Origin of the sequence: Alicyclobacillus fastidiosus, from assembly GCF_026651875.1 — a bacterium.
Classification (GTDB): domain Bacteria; phylum Bacillota; class Bacilli; order Alicyclobacillales; family Alicyclobacillaceae; genus Alicyclobacillus; species Alicyclobacillus fastidiosus.
On record NZ_CP104067.1, the window covers coordinates 5,145,434 to 5,164,686 of the forward strand.

Here is a 19,253-nt window from a genome sequence, read left to right on the forward strand (position 1 = left end):
GCCGACTGAAAAAGCACCTGCCGCCCACACATGGGCAGCAGGTGCTTTTCGTCTAAATATCTCTGTCAGGAGAAGACCGGATCCTTCAAGTCTTCGAGCTTGACCAACGAATGGTCCGCAACCTCCTTGTGGAGGCTGTTTCCGTGAGCGTCCATGGTGACGATGGCTGGGAAGCCGTCGACCTCCAGATGCCACATCGCTTCCGGAACGCCAAACTCGTCAATGAGGTCCACCCCGCGAACCGACTTCACGCAGTGGGCGTAAAACTGCGCGGCACCACCGATGGCGTTCAGGTAGACCGCCCCTGACTTCTTGAGGCCATCCGACGTCTTTTGACCCATGCCGCCCTTGCCAATCACCGCACGTATGCCGAACTTCTCGATGATGTCGGCCTGATAGGGCTCCTCGCGGGAACTCGTGGTAGGACCTGCGGCTTTGACGTGCCACGTTCCGTCGTCGTCCTGGAGCATAACTGGGCCACAGTGATAGATGATTCCACCCGTGAGGTCGACGGGCGCGTCGTGCTTCATCAGGTACTTGTGAATCTCGTCGCGCCCCGTGTGCATCTCGCCCTTGATGAGGACCACGTCGCCGACTTTGAGCGCGCGAATCTGCTCTTCTGTGATGGGGGCTTGGAGCACGATGGCGTCGTCGGTCGAGAACGCGTGCTCTGGGCGCTCCATTTTTTCCTCGGAGTCGCGATAGAGCCATTCTTTGATCTCGCCGGTATTCGCATCGAGCACGACGCCGAGGCGTCGATAGGCCCAACAGTTGTACGCCACAGAGACGTAAAAGCTCGCTGGTATCCGGTTGCGAATGCCCACTTTACAGCCGAGCAGCGACACCTTCCCGCCAAAACCCATGGTGCCGATGTCGAGCCGGTTTGCCGTCTCGAGGATGTAATTCTCGAGTTCAGCCAATGTCTCGTTGGGATTCACGTCGTCGACGGGGCGGAACAATTGTTCCTTGGCGAGATCATACCCGGAAGTCCGGTCTCCCCCGATGCCTACACCGATAAACCCGGCGCTGCATCCTTGGCCTTGCGCCTGATAGACTGCGTGGAGAATACATTTGCGCACGCCTTCCAAATCGCGCCCAGCCCGTCCGAGCCCAGGAAGTTCCGTGGGCAGCGCGTACTGGATGTTCTTGTTTTCACATCCGCCACCCTTGAGGATGAGCTTAACTTCCACATCGTCTCGTTCCCATTGGTGGAAGTGAACGACCGGCACCCCTTCACCGAGGTTGTTGCCGGTGTTTTTGCCGGTCAGGGGATCAACCGAGTTGGGACGGAGTTTGCCCAACTTTGTCGCCTCGACGATGGCCGCTTCAATATCTCGTTGAAACTGAATCTGATTAAAACCTACCGGACAATGGACGACAAACGTCGGCATCCCCGTATCCTGACAAATAGGTTGTACATCTTCTTCGGCAGAGACGATATTGTCGACGATGGTATTGAGTGCCAGTGCCGCACGCGTACCAAATTCCTCCTGCAATTGCGCCTTTTTAATCGCGCGGCGTACGTCTGGCGGCAGATTCGTTGACGTTTCCGTGATCAGTTGTAGCAAGCTCTCTTTTGCTGCCACATGTATTCCTCCTCTCGCAATCCCCATTGCGAACAGCAATAACCACCAGATAGTATAACACGATCCGCCCCCGCACACCGAACACTCGAGGACGTTCGCACACAATCTGGTGGAAGCGTAGAAGGTCTATGGAAAAGGAATCCGATTTTATTCTTGGTCGGTGTCAAGCGGCTTGTCTCTGTGAATCAAATCCGCCCACGTCTCCCGAGCTACGACCAAACGCGCTTTGCCGTTGGCAGCGAACACCACAGCTGGTTTCGGAATTCGGTTGTAGTGACTGGCCATGCTGTAGTTGTATGCACCCGTCGCGAAGACGGCCAGGATGTCGCCCGGCTTCGGATTCGGCAGGGCCGCGTCCCAAATGAGCATATCTCCACTCTCACAGCACTTCCCGGCCACCGACCAGGTATCCTCGGGCTGTGCATCGGCCCGGTTGGCGTACAGGGCGTGGTATTTCGCGCCGTAGAGGGCCAACCGCGGATTGTCCGTCATCCCGCCGTCGACTGCCAGGTAGTTGCGGATCCCTGGAATGCGCTTTTGGCTCCCCACTCGATACAGTGTCGTCCCGGCAGGCCCCGCAATGCTCCGGCCCGGTTCAATCCAGAGTACGGGCAGTTCGAGGTGCCGCTTTGCGAACGCCTTGCGCGCCGCGGCGATGATGGCAGACAGCGTGTCGGATACAGCCGGGGCGTCCTCCGTTGTGTAGCGAATCCCAAAGCCCCCCCACATTCAACACCGAGAGCGGTAGATTCAATTGCTCGACGCCATACTGATACAGTTCTGCCAACCGTTCAACCGCCACGACGAAGCCGTCTGCGTCAAAAATCTGCGATCCGATGTGCGAATGCAGCCCGACGCATCGCAAGTTCTCTGCGCCCGCCAACTGGCGCAAAGCGGTGTGGGCTTGGTCACTAGCGAGATCGAACCCGAATTTGCTGTCCTGTCCGCCAGTCGCAATGAACTCGTGCGTGTGTGCCTCGACACCTGGGGCGACGCGGATGAGCACATCCACTTCGCGCTGACTTGCGGCCGCGATATCTTGAAGGAGTGCGAGTTCGTAGAAGTTGTCGACGATGATGGCGCCGACGCCAGCATCCACCGCAAATTGCAGTTCCTCTGGCGTTTTGTTATTGCCGTGCAGATGGATTGCACTCGCTGGCACGCCGCTTTCGAGCGCGGTGAACAGTTCCCCTCCGGAAACGACGTCGATGCCGCAGCCTTCCGCGTGCACCAATTGACACATCGCGAGCGTGCAAAACGCCTTGCTGGCATAGGAAATTTGATATGGAATGCGCTCGCGCAAAAAGACTTCATGAAATGCGCGGATGGTGGAACGGATGAGCTGCTCATCGTAGACAATTAAAGGGGTACCATACGATTTGGCCAGTTCGACTGTATCGCACCCTCCGATTTGTAGATGGTGATTTTCGTCGATTTGAATCGCCTGTAGCGGTTCTGAACCGACCATGACCGCAGTTTGCTCCTCGAACCTCATCTCTATCCGCTCCCTCGCTAGCTCCAGAAGAAACCTCTTTTCTTTAATGCACTACTATAACACAGCGCACACAAAGCTGCATATGGTTCGATGACTGGAAAAGTTGGGCGAAAAAAATGGCCCGGCGTGCGGGCCCAGGAAAAGTTGAGATGCGGAGATTTACGCTTACTGGAACTGACCTTGGGGAAACTGGCTCTTGTATCCTTGGAACTTACTCGCCGTCTGCTGGATCTTCTGCGCATCGGCTTTCTCCACTTTGTACCAGCCCTTTTGGAACATCAGGTTATACGCGTTCCTCGCCAACGTGTGGTTCTCCGTCAGCACCTGCATGACGTCTTGAAACAGCGCGTCGTGACTCGCCTCGCGAGTTGCGATGTTGAAGCTGTCCGTCAGGTACTTCTCCGTGGAGAGCACGTCGTTCAGGTAATCGCGGTCGTTCATTTCAAGTGTCTTTGGCACTTGCTGTTCGGGATTTTGCACAACCGAGTTGTTGTTCGCCATCCTCACAAGTCTCCCTTCCCGCGCAATTTATTGTAGGCTCTTGCCGGCGTTCGCCGTTTGTGTCTGATTCTGACAATGTTTTAAAAGCAAATCGTACTGCTTTTGGTGGGTCTGGCACGCTTGTTGAATAAACTGCCGAACCTGCGGATCTGTGCACTCCTTGGTGTAGTGGTGAAACTTTTTGATGGCTCCGTGTAACCACGACAGCTGATCTGCCAAATAATCCAGGTCTTTCCCTGAGATTATGGCTGGCGGGGTTTGGAGGCCTTGACTTCCTTGCTTCATCTGTCCCTGACTCTGTTCAGCTTGAGCCTGCACGAAATCTCCTCCTTGTCTGTTTGAGCTCGTCTTGTAGTATGCCGCCCATACGCGCGCGACATGCTGGAGGAAATGGGTTGTGTGAAACAGGCCTGCGCCAGCACGAAGTCGCACCGGGCAGCCCTGTATAAGGAGACCCCATTTGTTGAACGCTAACTTCGAAAAAATGCCAGATTCCCCAAGGGAGGTTGGATGCCGATGAGGTGGAATGCAATAGACTGGATTGCATGGGTTTTACTAGTTATTGGGGGATTGAACTGGGGATTGATTGGCTTCTTCAATTTCAACCTCGTCGATACACTGCTGGGCACGATGTCTGGTTTGAGCCGGACCATCTACGCGATTGTAGGCCTCGCCGCACTTTGGCAACTGGTCGCCGTGATCGCAAGGTCCGGCACGCGCAGCGACGCGTAGCGCGTCATACAGACGAGCGAAAACAGGCTGATGTACGGTGAGGATCCACTCGAGATCTCACCGTACGTCAGCCTGTTCGCGCAACATTTCATCATCGTAATAGTTAGGGATACAAGCCGATCACACAAACGTCGTGCGCGGGTCTTCGGAGTGGACGAGTTCCGCAATCGTGTTATCGCGATTCATAAACGCTACTTTTGGCTCAAAATCCGCCAGTTCCGCCTCCGACATCAGAGCAAACGCCATGATGATGACGAGGTCCCCTGGTTGAACCAAACGGGCCGCCGCACCATTGACGCAAATTTGTCCGCTCCCTGGCTCGCCGAGGATGGCGTACGTTTCAAAACGCTCGCCGTTGTTGTTATTTACAACCAGTACCTTCTCGTTCGGCAAAATGTCCACAGCTTCCAGAAGATCTGGATCTATGGTGATGCTGCCTACGTAATTGAGGTCTGCTTCTGTCACTGTTGCCCGGTGGATTTTTGACTTCAACATCGATCTGAACATAGGTTCAAATCAGTCCTTCCATGGAGCGCAGTTCTATCCCACTACGCACCAGCAGTAGAACGCCATGCGGCTGTCCTCCAACAGATAAGTATACAGTTGTGCCTTGCATCCGCCAACACCCAAGAACTGTTTACCCTTCCTCTGCGGGCCGTGAACGATGGCTTGAAATGCCCTCTATTGAATCGGGATGCCTGCCCGGCCATTCAATTTCACCGCTCGATACCAAGCGATGAAAAATGATTCTAACCCTCTGCGAATGGCCGGCTCTAAAAATTCCCCCTGAAAAACCACGCGTTCATCTGTCCAATCCGCCCACAGCCCGTTTTGGTTCGGCAGTTGTTCCCAGTTTCCGTCTGCCACCGTCACCTCAACCGAGCCAGCTTTGCACGTCGTTTTGACGATAAAGCGCGGAGTATTGAAATGTGCGTCGAAAAATCCCGCTACGAGCCCTGGATTCTTGCCGCCTGTGACACTGACCTCGAGATCTTGATCGGCGCGCAAAAAGTCATTCGCAAGGTTGCGCAACAACCCTTCAACCTCGGCGTCCGGTGCCATTCCTGCCGCGTGTTTTGTCGACTCTGACTGCCCCATCATAGTAGCCGACGCTCGTATATCGGCAATCGCTTGCTGTAAATCCTCCATGAACCACCCTCCGCTCGCCTTTTACTGGGATATTGTCCATTTCGGGCCGAAATGATGCGTGACACATCCCCATTTTGGAACACTGGACCCAGGTACAGACCGGATCAATTCGCGTGCGACGACACCCATCGACAACCGGGGTCATTCCGTCCCCTTGCAAAACGAGATCTCGATTGACACCTCCCCCTTCGGTCACTATGCTGAAGGCAATACTTGTGAAGGGAGTGCGAACAGCGTGAAGCCATTTTCTTGGCAGTATTATCTACGCCAATTTGGACCTGCAGTGGCCTTCAACGGGATAAGTCTGCCCTTTTTCGGCGATTCCGGCTGTTCGTGCTTCTAAACACGGTCCTCTCAGAGAAGCGTATCCAGTTTCGTCGCCGCGTCAGGGCTAGTCAACGACGTGCGCTGTCTCGAAACGGAGGATACCCCCATGCAAATTCACCATACGCTTACACTGTATCGTCGCAACATCACGCTGCTTTATGTATTCCAAGCGACCTCCCACCTTGGTTTGACGGAGCGCTCTGGGTCATCTATTGGCAGCACAGGGGCGTTAGCCTGTTTGTCATTGGCCTCTTGGAAGCGCTATTGCACCTCGTCTCCCTCACTCTCGACATCCCGATGGGGATTGTGGCCGACCGCGTCGGTTGGAAATACACCCTGAGCTTGAGCGGTCTCGCAGGTTGCCTGTACTGCGGGTTCTCACTGCTGCCCAGCACAACGCTGTTTGGTGCGTTCGCGGCGTTTGCCTTTCGCGGCCTTCAACTGACGCTGGCGAACGGAAGTGACATGGCCATCACCTTCGAGACGGTGGCATCGGCAGGGTCAACCAGGATTACGCGGTGGCTCCGAGTACCTGGCGTCGCGGCGGTCACCGCGAGTGGGATGGCCCTCTTCGCCTGGCTTCTGCCTGTCGGCAAGGGGGTAGGGTTCCTCTTGGCGCAGGCGACAGGCAGCGCCGCCGATCCGCTCATCGACCAACGCCTGAACACTATTCTCCCAAACGAAGTACGAGCAACATTGTTGTCCGGGAACTCCACCGCGTTTTCCCTGTTTATGGTGGTTGTATTCCCGTCGTTCGGCTTATTGGCCGAACGCGTCGGGACCGATGCAGCCTATCGCGGGTGCAGTGCAGTGCTCGCGGTCGCCGTCGCGGTGCCCTTGCTTGTGTGGGTCGGAACGCGGTGGCTACGCCGCAACGGTTCCTCACGCGCGCGGGTATCCAATGAATCACTGGAGGATTGATTTCAAAGGGACAGCCTTACGGCAACACAAACATGGGACCTACAGGCGCATTTTTGCATTCGCCTGTAGGTCCCACATTCGTTCCTAGTCCCGGATTTCCCCCGTGCAGAGCCAGTCGGGAAATCTGTCGTACATCATTACTGCATGCTGGACGACGAGGAGGTCTGAGGATTTTCAATCGAGTCCTTGACCTGTGCATAGCTGCTGTCGAGGATTTGAATGTTGCCCTTCTTCGCCAAGGACGCGTACAGTTCCTGCGGCGCCTCGGCATTTTGTTCCTTCAAAGCGGTCGTGATTTCACTCTTCGCTTCGGCCAACGTGGGCGTCTTCGCCGGCGTGATACTGGTCACTTCAATCAATTCGTAACCATTGCTGACCTTGATTGGAGCACTGACCTGCCCCAGCTTCAACTTGAACGCCTGAGATGCGATCTCCGGGTACTCTTGCGACAACGTCGACTGAGTGAACGTACCCATCGCCCCACCCTTGGACTTGGTCACACTGTCAATAGACGACGACTTCGCCAGGGAAGCAAACGTCTTACCTTGGCTCAACTGGCTAGTTATGTCTTTGGCCTTCGACTCGGAGGACACGACGATATCCGAAATTGCCCTTTGTTCCGGTGTCGTGAGGCTCGCCTTGTTCTTGTTGTAATAATCCTGGATCTGCTTGTCCGTCACCTTGACCTGGCTCTCCGCAAGCTTCTGTCCGAGGACCTCTACCTTCAATTGGGTAAGCAGTTGGTCCTTGGTCATGTGGCTCTGCTCCAGCATCTGGTTGAGTTGACTATCACTCGTGATGCCATTCTGCTCCTCGAGCCCTTGCAAGGCCTGGTTGACTTCCGAATTTGAAGCCGTGATTTTCTGCTGTTGCGCCGCATCGAGGACCAATTGGTTCGTAATGAGCTGCGACAGCATACTCGACCCTGCGTACGCCTCGGATTCAGCTAACAACTGGGACCGGGTAATTGGCGTGCCGTCAACCTTTGCTACGATAGAGTTGCGGTTCTGTGATGCCGATGTGCCATACCATACACCGCCGACGATGACTGCACCGACAAGTGCGCCAATCACCGGCGAAAGGATCGATTTCACTGCGACCAATGTGCTGCCTCCTAAATATCATCTTGTGCCAACGTACCAAACGTATATGGAAATTTCCTTGAAAAACCCATTTTGCACATGCTGAAATCTTACCACGCCCGTCAATCCTGTTCACGCCTAATCTTGTTCCAGTGTCCTCACACCAAGCACCAAAGGTCTGCACGGCGCATATATGAGTGGCTAAGAAGTGAGGGATGCGATATGTTGCGTAAGGCGTGGTATGCGGTGTGCCCGTCGTCAGATGTCGCCGCAGAGCCGAAAAAGGTCACGGTGAATAGCCGTGATTACGTATTGTATCGGGACAAGACCGGGCGCATGGCCACATGTGACGGCTTTTGTCCACACCGCGGGTGCGATTTATCACTCGGTTCGCTGCACGAAGGTGACCTCATTTGTCCATTTCATGGCTGGCATTTTGACGCGACGGGAAGATGTACACACATTCCCGCAAATAAGTCGGGAACACGGATCCCGTCTGCCTATCGATTGAACACCTATCCCGTGGCGGAGTGCGCTGGACTCGTGTGGCTCTATACACAACCAATCCTCGACACGACAGCCGCCGCTCCGTTTGTAACATTTGCGGACCTACTACACGACGACTGGCAATACGTTTCGTTTCAGCAGACGTGGCAAGCACATTTCACGCGAGCCGTCGAAAGCGCCCTCGATGTGTCGCACTTGCCGTTTGTTCACCCTGAAACGACCGGTACTGACGTCGATCCCACCGTGACCGGCCCAGATTACACCGTGAGCGGCAGCCGCATTGTCATCCACCCCACCCCATTTGCGCCGTCACACCCAATGGAGCCAATTAACCCTGTCCAGGAGGCCAGTTCGCGAACCGAAATTGAACTGCGCTTTCCGAATCAGTGGATCATTCGTACCCCCTTTGGCAATGACGGGATCATGTGTACGTTTCTCACATTCACACCGGTTCACGACGACGTGACAAACATTTTCGGCATTGTGATGCGCAATTTCGATCTCGACGCGTCCTGGATGGACGCCTTTCACATCGACCACACGTGGCGCGTCATGGAACAAGACCAGCACATCGTGGAAAGCCTGCGGCCTCGCGTCGCGCCTTTCCAACTGCAAGACGAACGCCACGTCCCATCCGATGTGCCGGCCATCCGCTTCCGCGTCATGTTGCGCCATGCCCTGAAAGAGGAACAAGGAGGAATTTGAATGGCTCGGTTCGAAAGATTGCGTTGGGTTCCCATGTTGATTCGCGCGTATTACGAGGCCCAGGCCCGCGCGTCAAAACAGGCCGTGAGTGAGCCGTTTGTCCAAAGCCCAGCGAAGGAAACGAGTCAAAACGCGCGTTTTGCACCCGTTCACCGGGGCAAGACGATGAAGAGTGCTGTGAGGATACGCGCGGAAAGGCCGAAAAAACCGGCCCAGGCCGTCACGAAAAACGCGAACAGGAGGCCACGCAGCAATGCGGCGGCGAACCGGCGTCTGCTGGAAGAGCTGCAATCTGCCAACCGCAAACTAGAGGAACTCACGACCCTCCAACAACAGATACGCGAAATCGGTACCTCCCTGGACGGGTTTCACAAGGAGATTAGCGAATTGAAGACAAAGGCCGATGAGTCACTCAGCAGGCGCCGCCCAGACCGCCTCAACAGCGGGCCGATGGCGCTCCCCCACATGGATACTCCTCCATACGGGCTGTGACCGTGGCGCGCGAGGCAACCGGGAGGGATGTGTGTCAATCCCTTTGGCCCAACCGTGAACACAAAGGGCCGCTCCGGCCCCTAGCAGGCTCTGGAACGACCCCTCGTCTCACCAGCGCGACACATCAATAAAACTTGACGACATCCGCGTAGTCTAGCGTCGACTTTTCAACTGGTTCCTCGTCCGACGCGCCGAATGGCATCTGAGCGATCATCTTCCAACTGGGAGAAATGTGGTATCTCTCCTTGACCTGTTGCTCGATGGCGTTCACGTGCTGTAGAGAAGCCGCGATGCCGTCTGCACAGAGTGCGGTCCACATCGCAAACTGCAACATGCCCGATCCGTGATGAGACCAGTCGACGAATGCATCCTTGTTTGCAGGAATTTTCTCTTGCATCCTGCGAATGGTCTCCTCGTCTTCAAAGAACAATACTGTGCCGTTTCCGCGGCGAAATCCGTCCAGACGCTCCATGAACGATGCAACTTTCTCCTGTGGTATAAGCTTTGCGTACGTTTCCTTCGCAAGGTCCCAGAGCGCTTCGTGTTCGTCGTCCATGAGCACAACCAAACGCCCGCTTTGCATGTTGTAGGCGGACGGAGCATTGACGACAATGCGGACAATTTTATCGATTTGTGCCTGATTGACGCTGGCGTGGCGCTTCAATTTGCGAATCGAGCGACGCCCTGTGACTGCATCGGCGAAGCACGTGGACTTTACTCCCATGTGTTCCGTCGCAAAAGACATTCATCCACACTCCTCAATTTATAATAATTATAATTAGTTACTAATTAAATGTACTTATGCGGATATAGTTTACCTGGGAACACTAGCGAAGTCAAATACAGAACAGGCCGGCCAGCTAGAGCCGACCGACCTTCGCTTGCCTCGCAAACGTGCTCGTAGCAAGTTTAGATTGCCTCGTCCACCGCCGCTACAAACTGTCGAATGACGCGCAAGTATTCTTCCGGTTGTTCACGCATCGCCGAATGCGAGCTCTCCTCAAAGACGTGAAATGCGGAGCCCGAAACGAGCGAATGATAGTACTCAGTGGAACTCGGGCTCGCTTCGTCGTAGCGCCCGCACGCAAACAACGTGGGTATTGATATCTCGTGTAACCTGTTCGTCCGGTCGTACGACTTGAGCGTGCCTGTCGCATGGAACTCAGACGGTCCCCACATGGTGTTGTACACCTCTGCTCCAAACGCAGCATCTCGTCGGGCGCGCTCCTCCGCGGACACCTCAACCCGACAGACGTGCTTTTTCATATAGACTTCTGTCGCCTGCTTATACTCGGCGGAGTCCGTGTTTCCAGTCGCCTCACACTCTGTGAGAACCTTCTGGACGTCACTGGGCAATTGAAGACGCAAACGGTCGGCGTCCGCGACCCAACGCGGCGCACTCAGGCAGGGGCTAGAGAAAATGGCACTTTTCACTCCTTGTGGGGAAGTCAGCAAGTAATCGGCCAACAACATCGTTCCCCAAGAGTGTCCAAGGATGTGTACCTCATCGAGATGAAGTGCCGCGCGGAGACTGGCCAGTTCCCGTACAAACCGTTCAATATTCCACAGCGCTGGATTCGAAGGTCGATCCGACTTGCCAGAACCCAACTGGTCATATAGAACGATCGGTCGATCATCCGCCAGTGCGGACAACCGCTCCATCCCGACAGACGAGCCACCGGGTCCCCCGTGCAGTCCCAGGAGCGGTACACCGTCACCCTCTCCGAAAATCTGATACCATATCCGCCCGCCTTCTACCTCTACGAACCCTTCTTTGTGCATGCGTCGTAGTCTCCTCATCGCAGATATTTACTGGTTCTGTTGACCATGGTAACCCTCCCTGGCGCCCAAGGGAACCAGTTTATCTGCGTACGAGCGACGCGGTTCGGTCGAACACCTCCTGTGGCGATATGGCCCGCCGAGCGACGCCCTCATCCAGCGCCGCTTCGGCGACTGCCCGAGCCACGTGAGGTGCGATGCGTGGATCAAACGGTTTTGGAATGACGTAGTCCGGTCGCAATTCCGAGACTGTGACAAGGTCGGCAATCGCGTGCGCTGCAGCCGCTTTCATGCGCTGTGTGATGTGGCTCGCACGCGCGTCGAGGACGCCGCGGAAGACACCGGGAAAGGCGAGGACGTTGTTCACCTGGTTGGGGTAGTCAGACCTCCCGGTCCCAACCACCAAAACCCCGTGTTCCAACGCCACTTCTGGCAAAATTTCCGGGTCTGGGTTGGCCATCGCAAACACGATAGGACTGCGCGCCATTGCGTGAACCATCTCCGGTGTAAGTGCCCCAGCACTCGACACGCCGATGAATACATCGGCGTCTGCGATGACGTCGGCGAGCGCCCCCCGCCGTTCAAATGCGTTCGTGCGCAGCGCGAACGCCTCTTTCATGGCGTTCATCCCCTCCGTTCGGCCTCGATAGATGGCGCCTTTTGTATCGCAGAGGATGATGTCCTGTACGCCCATCGCCAAGAGGAGATCGACCGTTGCAACACCTGCCGCCCCTGCGCCGTTGACGACCACCCGCACGCTTCCCACCGATTTTCCGGCTAATTTGAGCGCATTCAAAAGTGCAGCTGCGGTCACGATGGCCGTACCGTGCTGATCATCGTGGAAAATCGGAATATTCGTCTCCTCAATCAACCGTCGCTCAATGTCAAAGCACGCGGGTGCAGCGATGTCTTCCAAGTTGACACCGCCAAACTGGCTCTCCAGCAGTTTCACGGTCCGCACCACTTCGTCGGGATCCTCGGAATTGATACAAATCGGAAAGGCATCGACACCCGCGAATCGCTTGAACAACAGCGCCTTGCCCTCCATTACTGGAAGGGCAGCGGCGGCGCCAATGTTGCCGAGCCCGAGCACTGCCGTCCCGTTTGTCACAATCGCAATCGTGTTCCCCTTGCCGGTATACTCGTAGCTTAATGCTTCATCTCGATGAATCTCCTTGCAAGGCTCAGCCACACCCGGCGAGTACGCCAAACTCAAATCGCGCTCGTTTTCCACACTCATCTTTGGTGCCACGGCTAGCTTGCCGACGTGCAGACGGTGCAATTTCAATGCCTCTTCCTTGAGCGACATGGTGACTCCCCCTTTTCTAATGATGTCTCAACTCTAGTGCTTCTCATTATATTGTTTGAATTAGCAGAAAATATAGTGGTTTATGGGGTCTTTTCGAACAGTTCTGCGGCCTTTTTTTACGAGATCTTGCAAATAGCTGCGTATTACAAAAATTGGGTTACCCCTCAACCAGGGTAACCCAATTGCGAAACGAAACGATTGCCGTGCGCGACCTTGCCCCGCGCACGTGCAAACCGCCCTCTATACATGTTGGATCATCTATGTTCATGAACCGGCGATGCGCCCATTTTCGATCGTCAATTGCAGATTATCAATCAACCTAGCTTTCCCAAAATAGACCGCGATGGCGAGCATCACGGGGCCCTCCAAGCGCTCTATCGGAGCTAACGTGTCCATGCTGACGACTTCCGCGTAATCGAGGCGGCCGACGCCGTCCTCCGCGATGATCTTTCGCATACCGTCCGACAACTCACGCCCAGAAGTGGGCCCTTTCGCAATCCGATCCCTCGCCCAACACAAGGCCCGATACAAAATGGTGGCATGCGCGCGTTCCTCTGGCGTCAGGTAGACGTTGCGCGAGCTTTTGGCAAGTCCGTCCGCCTCTCGGACAGTCGGTACGCCGACCACTTCGATAGGGAAGTTCAAGTCCTTGACCATGCGCCGAATCACGGCGAGTTGTTGCCCATCCTTCTGGCCAAAAAACGCCACGTCAGGAAGCACGATGTGGAATAACTTGCTCACCACAGTGGCGACGCCCTGGAAGTGCGTTGGGCGCGTTTTTCCACACAGGAATTTCGCCAACTCCGGCAATTCGACGCTGGTGGCCATCGGCGTTGGGTACATCTCCTGCACAGTCGGTGTGAACACGACGTCACAGTGCCCTTGTTGCGTGAGAAGCGCGAGATCGCGTTCCAGATCTTTTGGGTATTTATCCAAATCCTCAGATGGCCCAAACTGCAACGGGTTCACAAAGATACTGACGACGACAAAGTCGGCCTGTCGCTTGGCGGCTTCCACCAGAGACAAATGGCCTTCGTGTAAATACCCCATCGTCGGCACGAGTCCAATGCGATTGCCCTCTGCCCTCGCGGCCCGGACAACCTCCCGAAGACGGTCAATCGTGTCAATTTGCTGCATCTGGCTCACCCTTCAGTTGCAAAGATAGTGCGTCCCACGCGTCGGCATCCAGTCGGACGGTTTGCGCGTCCTCTGGGAAAGTTCCGTTCGTGACCTCTTCTACGTACGCCTTCGCTGCACCTTGAATCATGTCAGCCAGATCCGCAAACCGCTTGTTGTGTTTGGGAATGTATCCAGACGTATAGCCGATGAAGTCGTGGAACACGAGCACCTGCCCATCACATCCAGGCCCGGCGCCGATTCCGATGGTCGGAATCGTCAGTCGTTGTGTCACCAAGGCGGCTAACTGAGCAGGTACGGCTTCGAGGACGATGGCGAACGCCCCTGCAGCCTCGAGTGCGAGTGCGTCATCGAGAATGCGCTGAGCGGACTCGAGCGTCTTACCCTGTAAAGCGAACCCGCCAAGCGCGTGAACGGACTGTGGAGTCAGGCCGATATGGGCCATCACAGGCACACCGGCGTCGACGAGGTGCGAGACCGTCGTGGCCATTTCACGGCCGCCCTCAAGTTTGACGGCGTGAGCGCCCCCCTCCTGCATGATGCGGGCAGCGTTGCGCATAGCCACTTCGAGAGAGGCATGATAAGACATAAACGGTAAATCCGTCACGATGAGCGGGCCGTCGGCGCCGCGGGAGACCATATTCGTGTGATAGACCATGTGGTCGACGGTGACGGGAACGGTCGTATCATGACCCTGAACGACCATGCCGAGGGAATCCCCAATCAGTAGAACGTGAAGTCCTGCGTCTGAGAGAAGATTAGCTGTGGGAAAGTCATAGGCAGTCATCATGGCGATGCGCTCGCCGGATTTTTTCATATTCAGCAACGTGCGTACGGTTACTTTTTTCCTCACGTTTACATACCCCCCGAGATGATGACATCTCAATCGATTCCAAACAACCGTTCAAATGCATCCCGCTGTGCATCCGACAAGCTGCCCTTCTCGACAGCAAGCGAAACGGTTGCGCGCCCTAAGGCGACATATACAGCATGTGCGGTGGGGTTGTCCTTCAAAACACTGAGGTGCTTCATCACAGTGGCTGTGTCACCTCGCTCAATCGGTCCGGTCAAGGCGTTGGGAATCCCCAACTCGCGCAGGTTCTCCAGCGCGCCTTGAAGCAATGGGAGAAAAGCGGATACGCCAGTCGAGAGCCCTGCTACGTCGCTGGCCACACCGAGCAATGCGACAACGGCGTTGGACGCCATGACTGCTGCAGCGTGATATCTCGGTTTTTCCTCCGCCCGTAGCTCGACTGGAATCCCTCCGAGCGCGGTCACCCACTGCATGGCCGCGGCGACGGCTGGTTCATCTCCCTCTGCTGTAAACGTCGAACCTTTCAGTAAGGCGGGGCCAGTAGCCGGATCTGCAATCGTCTGCAACGGGTGCAGCGAAAGCTTCCAGGCGCCAGTTGGCTCCACCGCTTCAAGAATGGAACTCGCGAGAGCCCCGGCGGTGTGAACCACGATTTGCCCCTCGTGTACCCAGCCGAAATTGACGATGGTCTGTGCTAGTTCAGTCACAGCCTCGTCTGGAACTGTGAGAAACACGACGTCTGCCTGCTCGATGAGGGAACGGCTGTCCATCAACTCGCGAACAGGCAAGTGGGTCAGGTTCGTAAATCGGTCAGCAGTTGCTCCACCGGATCCGCCTGGCCGCGACACAGCACCCAGGACAGGGTACCCCGCCTGTTGAAAAGCGAGTGCCAGTGCCGTTCCAACCCGGCCCGGCCCCACAAAAACAATGCCCGACATGACAAACCTCCCTCGAATTGCTAACTGCGAACCTCCTTTCGCGCCATCTTTGAAGGGCGAATAGGCGTCGCTCGACGTGACGCGAGCCTCGTAACATCGCGACCCCTGGTTATTTTATCAAACTATGCGAGTTTTACCGAACTGGAAGAGTGGGGAGTTGGGGGGGAGCCTGCAGGGGTGCGGGCGGTTGGCGCACGCCCGCCCGCTATCTATCGGCCGCTAACTCAAACGGCCTTCGATACCAATTTTTCTACTTCCTGCAATACCTTTGACTTATCGAAGGGCTTCACGACGAATCCCTTTGCGCCAGCGTGGATGGCATCAATGACCATCTGCTGCTGGCCCATGGCGCTGCACATGACGATTTTCGCCGTCGGGTCAGTACCCACAATTGCGCGGACCGCCTCAATGCCGTCCATCTCTGGCATCGTAATGTCCATCGTGACGAGATCTGGGTGATGAGCTTCATATTGTTGCACGGCTTCCACTCCATTGGCAGCCTCAGCGACCACTTCGTGTCCACCCTCGATTAAGACGTTCTTCAACATCATGCGCATAAATGCCGCGTCGTCTACCACCATCACTCGTGCCACTTCATTTCCCCCTCAAAGTACTCTTGTTAGCCTATTGTAAATTCTCTTCCAAAATCAGCAGGACTTGCATGTCACCGACGCCGTCCACCTCGACGGACACTTGCAGCGCATGTTGAAACCCGCTGAGCTTGGTGTTGCCGACGAGGACGGTTGGCGGTGTAATATCGAGCACCATACCCTTTGTTGCGATGGTCGTACAGGTCGATCCAGCGATCATATTGCCGAGTTCGCCCACAAACGACTCCAACATGTCCCCTTCCAGGGCCATGCCATACATATTCACAGCGAATGCCGAAAAAACTGCCTGACTCGCCTGGATGATGATACGGCCTCGAAATCCCCCGGTCACTCCGACGAGTACGCCCATTTCCGGCTGATAGATAGCTCCATCCACGACGCTCGCGTCGCCCAGTGCAATCGGTACCGGCAAAACCGATTTTAGCGCGTTTCCAACGCCCTCCACCATTTCTGTCATAGGGGACAAGAAGTCCGTCGACATACAGTTTCCATTCCTCTCTGGCGCCATCATCAGCGCCGTTATAGAATACTTCCGAAAAAAATGGCGAATCTTGTATCCCAATTTTCAATCCGTCGTTTCGGGTGCAATTGGCGACCGACGTGGGGATCATCAACGCGACGGCTGACTCGCCGAGTTTAAACACGCAGCTTGCTCCGCTTCAACCGCAGAGCGTTCAGGACGACAGTGACTGAGCTGAAGGCCATGGCCGCGCCCGCGAGCAAGGGATTCAGCCAACCGATAGCGGCGAACGGGATGGTGATCCCGTTGTAGAGGAGGGCCCAGGAAAAGCTCTGCACAATACAACGCATCGTGGCGCGAGATAATAAAATTGCCTGCACGACTCCCTCCAAATCGGCGCCGATGAGCGCGACGTCCGCGGCTTCGAGGGCGACATCAGTCCCCGTGCCCACGGCGAGCCCGACGTCCGCAGCGGCTAGGGCTGGGGCGTCGTTGATGCCGTCTCCAACCATCGCGACAGAGTACCGTTGTCTCTGGAAGTGACGAATGACGCGTACCTTATCTTCCGGTGTCAGTTCTGCGAGCACATCGCCAATGCCCACCTCCCTCGCCACGGCGTTCGACGTCTTGACGTTGTCCCCGCTCACCATGACGACGCGCATGCCGAGGGCTTGGAGGTGGCGGATGGCCGACCGCGACGAAGGCTTGATGGTGTCGGCCACGGCAATTAGTCCGGCGATGCGCCTATTGATGGCGACCAGGGCGACGGTTTTCCCGCCTTTTTCCCATTCGTCCTTGCAGGATGGTAATCCACTCACGTTGACATCGTGTTCTTTCAGCAGTCGGAGATTGCCGACTAACACTTGCTGTCCTGCGACTGTCGCCCTGACACCTTGGCCGGGAAACGATAAAAATTCAGTGGGATCGACCGGACGTGTGTACTGAGAGGCATATTCCACGATGACCCTCGCCAATGGGTGCCCAGAGGAAAGCTCTGCACTGCCCGCGAGATGCAGTAACTGCCTCTGAGACTGAATCGATGGGTGGCTGGTAAGCAGGATGTCCGTAATCATCGGTCTCCCGTGTGTGATGGTGCCGGTCTTGTCAATCAGAACGACCTTCGTCTTGTGAAGTTGTTCCAATTGCACGCCACCCTTAAAGAAGACGCCCTGTCGCGCGGCACGCCCAGTTCCGACCACGAGTGCGGCAGGAGTGGCGAGGCCGAGCGGACAAGGACAAGCGGCGAGCAATACCGCAGATGTGTTCTGCAGGGATACGGAAAGGGGGGCCTTCAAGACAACATACCAAAAGACAAAGGTGGCGAAAGAGAGCAGGATGACAACAGGTACGAACACCCCGCAAATGGTATCTGCCAAACGCTGTACAGGTGCCTTTGAAGTCTGTGCCTCTTCCACCAGTCGAATGATTTGACCAAGGGCGGAGTCGGCGCCAATTCTCTGTGCAAGAACTCGCAATGCCCCATGTTCGTTGAGCGTGCCACCGTAGACAAGGTCGCCAGGTCGCTTGTGAACGGGAAGGATCTCCCCAGTGAACATCGACTCGTCCACACTCGATTCCCCATCCACGACTTGACCGTCAACCGGAATTTTCTCCCCTGGCCTGACCATGAGCAAGTCGCCGACGACCACCTGTTGAATGGGTACGTCTGTTTCGTGCTCCCCGTGTATCAAATGGGCGTTTTTCACATGCAATTGCGCGAGCACTCGAAGGGCGTCGGTCGTTCGAGACTTTGCCTTCGCCTCGAGTATCTTGCCGAAGAGGACCAATGTGATCAAAATCGAACTGGTTTCGAAATACAACTGGTCGCTGCTGCCTTTAAACATCATCCATACGCTGTAAAAGTAGGCGCTTGATGTCCCAAGAACGACTAACACGTCCATGTTTGCGCTTCGTGCGCGAAGCGACTTGAGGGCTCCGACATAAAACTTCCCACCTGCGACAAACTGAATCTGTGTCGCCAGCGCGAACTGAACAAACGGGTTCTGAAATACGCGGGGTACGCCGGTCAGGTTGAACATGTGCAACATCTGCAGGATAAACGGAATGGTCAATGCGGCCGAAAACAGAAACATTTCAAGAGACGCAAAGTCCTCCCCATCTATGGAAGGGAGAGTATCGTCATATACGGACGCCCCATACCCCAGTCTTTCTACACGTGTGACAATGTCGTCAAGCCCAGTCTGGCCGGATTCAAATACGACCGACGCGCGCTCCATTGCCAGGTTCACATGAATGTCGACGACGCCAGGCTGCCGCCCAATCACCTTCTCAATCCTCGCCGCGCAAGCGGCACAATGCATTCCTGTAATCGACAAGGTCGCCTTCTCATGATTCATGAATCCACACCTCCGGATGAGACTGCACCCAGAATGGTTGTCCGCTCCTTTCAAGGCTATTCCGGTCCGCAAAAAATAGTCGTCCCAATGCCCATATACAATCGTCAGGCGAAGCTGTCGGAACGTCTCAAAAACCGTCGGTTTTCCAAAGTCGGGGAAGTCAGAAGCGCTAGGCAGCGGCGCTTGGCGCCCCCTCTGTCTGCCGTAGCGCCAGCGATGTACCGTGGCCGTCGGCAGTGCGAAAGAGGCCGCCCCTCATCATCATCGACGATGGGGACCGCCTCTTTGGGTTTTGACTGATGGGTGAAGAAGCCTCTTTGCAAATGATGAGCGGCATATCGACTTCTACAC

General features: G+C 55.7%; 20 protein-coding genes and 1 pseudogene. 4 read left to right on the forward strand and 17 right to left on the reverse strand.

Annotated elements, in window-relative coordinates; translation table 11 throughout:
- Nucleotides 1-65 precede the first annotated feature (65 nt).
- The 4 genes and pseudogenes from NZD89_RS25035 to NZD89_RS25050 form a co-directional block, all read right to left on the reverse strand.
- Nucleotides 66-1,586: a fumarate hydratase gene (locus NZD89_RS25035; protein ID WP_268005380.1), complete on the reverse strand. Its 1,521-nt coding sequence runs from the start codon at nt 1,584-1,586 to the stop codon at nt 66-68.
- Between the two features lie 147 nt (nt 1,587-1,733).
- Nucleotides 1,734-3,054, reverse strand: a pseudogene (gene lysA / locus NZD89_RS25040) (diaminopimelate decarboxylase).
- A gap of 192 nt (nt 3,055-3,246) precedes the next feature.
- A complete protein-coding gene (locus tag NZD89_RS25045; protein WP_268005381.1) occupies nt 3,247-3,582 on the reverse strand; it encodes a spore coat protein in 336 nt (111 codons plus the stop codon).
- Between the two features lie 27 nt (nt 3,583-3,609).
- Complete coding sequence (locus NZD89_RS25050) at nt 3,610-3,900, reverse strand: spore coat protein (protein ID WP_268005382.1); 291 nt, start codon at nt 3,898-3,900, stop codon at nt 3,610-3,612.
- A 198-nt stretch (nt 3,901-4,098) separates the two neighbouring features.
- On the opposite strand from NZD89_RS25050, the gene NZD89_RS25055 reads away from it, so the two are divergent.
- Nucleotides 4,099-4,314 carry a DUF378 domain-containing protein gene (locus NZD89_RS25055; protein WP_268005383.1) on the forward strand — a complete coding sequence of 72 codons (216 nt, stop codon included), beginning with the start codon at nt 4,099-4,101 and terminating at the stop codon, nt 4,312-4,314.
- 120 nt (nt 4,315-4,434) lie between these two features.
- Here NZD89_RS25055 and panD read toward each other — a convergent pair whose 3' ends face one another.
- Complete coding sequence (gene panD / locus NZD89_RS25060; protein ID WP_268005384.1) at nt 4,435-4,821, reverse strand: aspartate 1-decarboxylase; 387 nt, start codon at nt 4,819-4,821, stop codon at nt 4,435-4,437.
- A 174-nt stretch (nt 4,822-4,995) separates the two neighbouring features.
- Nucleotides 4,996-5,463: a hypothetical protein gene (locus NZD89_RS25065; RefSeq protein WP_268005385.1), complete on the reverse strand. Its 468-nt coding sequence runs from the start codon at nt 5,461-5,463 to the stop codon at nt 4,996-4,998.
- 249 nt (nt 5,464-5,712) lie between these two features.
- Between NZD89_RS25065 and NZD89_RS25070 the strand changes: the two genes are divergently transcribed.
- The gene (locus NZD89_RS25070; protein WP_268005386.1) at nt 5,713-6,711 is read left to right on the forward strand and encodes a hypothetical protein; all 999 of its coding nucleotides are present in this window, start codon (nt 5,713-5,715) and stop codon (nt 6,709-6,711) included.
- Between the two features lie 137 nt (nt 6,712-6,848).
- Here NZD89_RS25070 and NZD89_RS25075 read toward each other — a convergent pair whose 3' ends face one another.
- Nucleotides 6,849-7,805: a peptidyl-prolyl cis-trans isomerase gene (locus tag NZD89_RS25075; protein ID WP_268008610.1), complete on the reverse strand. Its 957-nt coding sequence runs from the start codon at nt 7,803-7,805 to the stop codon at nt 6,849-6,851.
- A gap of 210 nt (nt 7,806-8,015) precedes the next feature.
- On the opposite strand from NZD89_RS25075, the gene NZD89_RS25080 reads away from it, so the two are divergent.
- Both NZD89_RS25080 and NZD89_RS25085 read left to right on the forward strand, forming a co-directional pair.
- A complete protein-coding gene (locus NZD89_RS25080) occupies nt 8,016-9,005 on the forward strand; it encodes a Rieske 2Fe-2S domain-containing protein (protein WP_268005387.1) in 990 nt (329 codons plus the stop codon).
- Entirely contained in the window at nt 9,006-9,497 is a 492-nt protein-coding gene (locus NZD89_RS25085; protein WP_268005388.1) for a hypothetical protein, read from the forward strand.
- A 124-nt stretch (nt 9,498-9,621) separates the two neighbouring features.
- Here the strand turns inward: NZD89_RS25085 and NZD89_RS25090 are convergent, their stop codons facing one another.
- The 10 genes from NZD89_RS25090 to NZD89_RS25135 all read right to left on the reverse strand — a co-directional run bounded on the left by NZD89_RS25090 (nt 9,622) and on the right by NZD89_RS25135 (nt 19,239).
- Nucleotides 9,622-10,242, reverse strand: coding sequence for a nitroreductase family protein (locus tag NZD89_RS25090; RefSeq protein ID WP_268005389.1), 621 nt, complete (start codon nt 10,240-10,242; stop codon nt 9,622-9,624).
- A 164-nt stretch (nt 10,243-10,406) separates the two neighbouring features.
- Complete coding sequence (locus NZD89_RS25095) at nt 10,407-11,279, reverse strand: proline iminopeptidase-family hydrolase (RefSeq protein WP_268005390.1); 873 nt, start codon at nt 11,277-11,279, stop codon at nt 10,407-10,409.
- A gap of 79 nt (nt 11,280-11,358) precedes the next feature.
- Nucleotides 11,359-12,585, reverse strand: coding sequence for an NAD(P)-dependent malic enzyme (locus tag NZD89_RS25100; protein WP_268005391.1), 1,227 nt, complete (start codon nt 12,583-12,585; stop codon nt 11,359-11,361).
- Nucleotides 12,586-12,849: 264 nt separating this feature from the next.
- Nucleotides 12,850-13,722: a pantoate--beta-alanine ligase gene (gene panC, locus NZD89_RS25105; protein ID WP_268005392.1), complete on the reverse strand. Its 873-nt coding sequence runs from the start codon at nt 13,720-13,722 to the stop codon at nt 12,850-12,852.
- Entirely contained in the window at nt 13,709-14,575 is an 867-nt protein-coding gene (panB, locus tag NZD89_RS25110; protein WP_268005393.1) for a 3-methyl-2-oxobutanoate hydroxymethyltransferase, read from the reverse strand. The genes panC and panB overlap by 14 nt, the downstream gene beginning before the upstream one ends.
- Nucleotides 14,576-14,604: 29 nt before the next feature.
- Nucleotides 14,605-15,474, reverse strand: a complete 870-nt coding sequence (locus NZD89_RS25115; RefSeq protein ID WP_268005394.1) for a Rossmann-like and DUF2520 domain-containing protein — start codon at nt 15,472-15,474, stop codon at nt 14,605-14,607.
- A gap of 224 nt (nt 15,475-15,698) precedes the next feature.
- Nucleotides 15,699-16,055, reverse strand: a complete 357-nt coding sequence (locus tag NZD89_RS25120) for a response regulator (protein WP_268008611.1) — start codon at nt 16,053-16,055, stop codon at nt 15,699-15,701.
- A gap of 43 nt (nt 16,056-16,098) precedes the next feature.
- On the reverse strand, nt 16,099-16,566 hold the full coding sequence (locus tag NZD89_RS25125; RefSeq protein WP_268005395.1) for a chemotaxis protein CheX: 468 nt from the start codon (nt 16,564-16,566) through the stop codon (nt 16,099-16,101).
- Nucleotides 16,567-16,721: 155 nt separating this feature from the next.
- Nucleotides 16,722-18,902 (reverse strand): heavy metal translocating P-type ATPase, encoded by a 2,181-nt coding sequence (locus NZD89_RS25130; protein WP_268005396.1) that lies wholly within the window; start codon nt 18,900-18,902, stop codon nt 16,722-16,724.
- Nucleotides 18,903-19,071: 169 nt separating this feature from the next.
- Nucleotides 19,072-19,239: a hypothetical protein gene (locus NZD89_RS25135; protein ID WP_268005397.1), complete on the reverse strand. Its 168-nt coding sequence runs from the start codon at nt 19,237-19,239 to the stop codon at nt 19,072-19,074.
- Nucleotides 19,240-19,253: the final 14 nt, after the last annotated feature.

Excerpts from the sequence above, each read along its gene's own strand:
- NZD89_RS25065 (WP_268005385.1), bottom strand. The coding sequence starts at position 5,463 with ATGGAGGATTTACAGCAAGCGATTGCCGATATACGAGCGTCGGCTACT.
- NZD89_RS25130 (WP_268005396.1), bottom strand. The coding sequence starts at position 18,902 with ATGAATCATGAGAAGGCGACCTTGTCGATTACAGGAATGCATTGTGCC.
- NZD89_RS25120 (WP_268008611.1), bottom strand. The coding sequence starts at position 16,055 with ATGGTGGTAGACGACGCGGCATTTATGCGCATGATGTTGAAGAACGTC.
- panD (WP_268005384.1), bottom strand. The coding sequence starts at position 4,821 with ATGTTCAGATCGATGTTGAAGTCAAAAATCCACCGGGCAACAGTGACA.
- NZD89_RS25115 (WP_268005394.1), bottom strand. The coding sequence starts at position 15,474 with ATGTCGGGCATTGTTTTTGTGGGGCCGGGCCGGGTTGGAACGGCACTG.
- NZD89_RS25090 (WP_268005389.1), bottom strand. The coding sequence starts at position 10,242 with ATGTCTTTTGCGACGGAACACATGGGAGTAAAGTCCACGTGCTTCGCC.
- panC (WP_268005392.1), bottom strand. The coding sequence starts at position 13,722 with ATGCAGCAAATTGACACGATTGACCGTCTTCGGGAGGTTGTCCGGGCC.
- NZD89_RS25095 (WP_268005390.1), bottom strand. The coding sequence starts at position 11,279 with ATGCACAAAGAAGGGTTCGTAGAGGTAGAAGGCGGGCGGATATGGTAT.
- NZD89_RS25055 (WP_268005383.1), top strand. The coding sequence starts at position 4,099 with ATGAGGTGGAATGCAATAGACTGGATTGCATGGGTTTTACTAGTTATT.
- NZD89_RS25085 (WP_268005388.1), top strand. The coding sequence starts at position 9,006 with ATGGCTCGGTTCGAAAGATTGCGTTGGGTTCCCATGTTGATTCGCGCG.
- NZD89_RS25135 (WP_268005397.1), bottom strand. The coding sequence starts at position 19,239 with ATGCCGCTCATCATTTGCAAAGAGGCTTCTTCACCCATCAGTCAAAAC.
- NZD89_RS25100 (WP_268005391.1), bottom strand. The coding sequence starts at position 12,585 with ATGTCGCTCAAGGAAGAGGCATTGAAATTGCACCGTCTGCACGTCGGC.
- NZD89_RS25080 (WP_268005387.1), top strand. The coding sequence starts at position 8,016 with ATGTTGCGTAAGGCGTGGTATGCGGTGTGCCCGTCGTCAGATGTCGCC.
- NZD89_RS25125 (WP_268005395.1), bottom strand. The coding sequence starts at position 16,566 with ATGTCGACGGACTTCTTGTCCCCTATGACAGAAATGGTGGAGGGCGTT.
- NZD89_RS25045 (WP_268005381.1), bottom strand. The coding sequence starts at position 3,582 with ATGGCGAACAACAACTCGGTTGTGCAAAATCCCGAACAGCAAGTGCCA.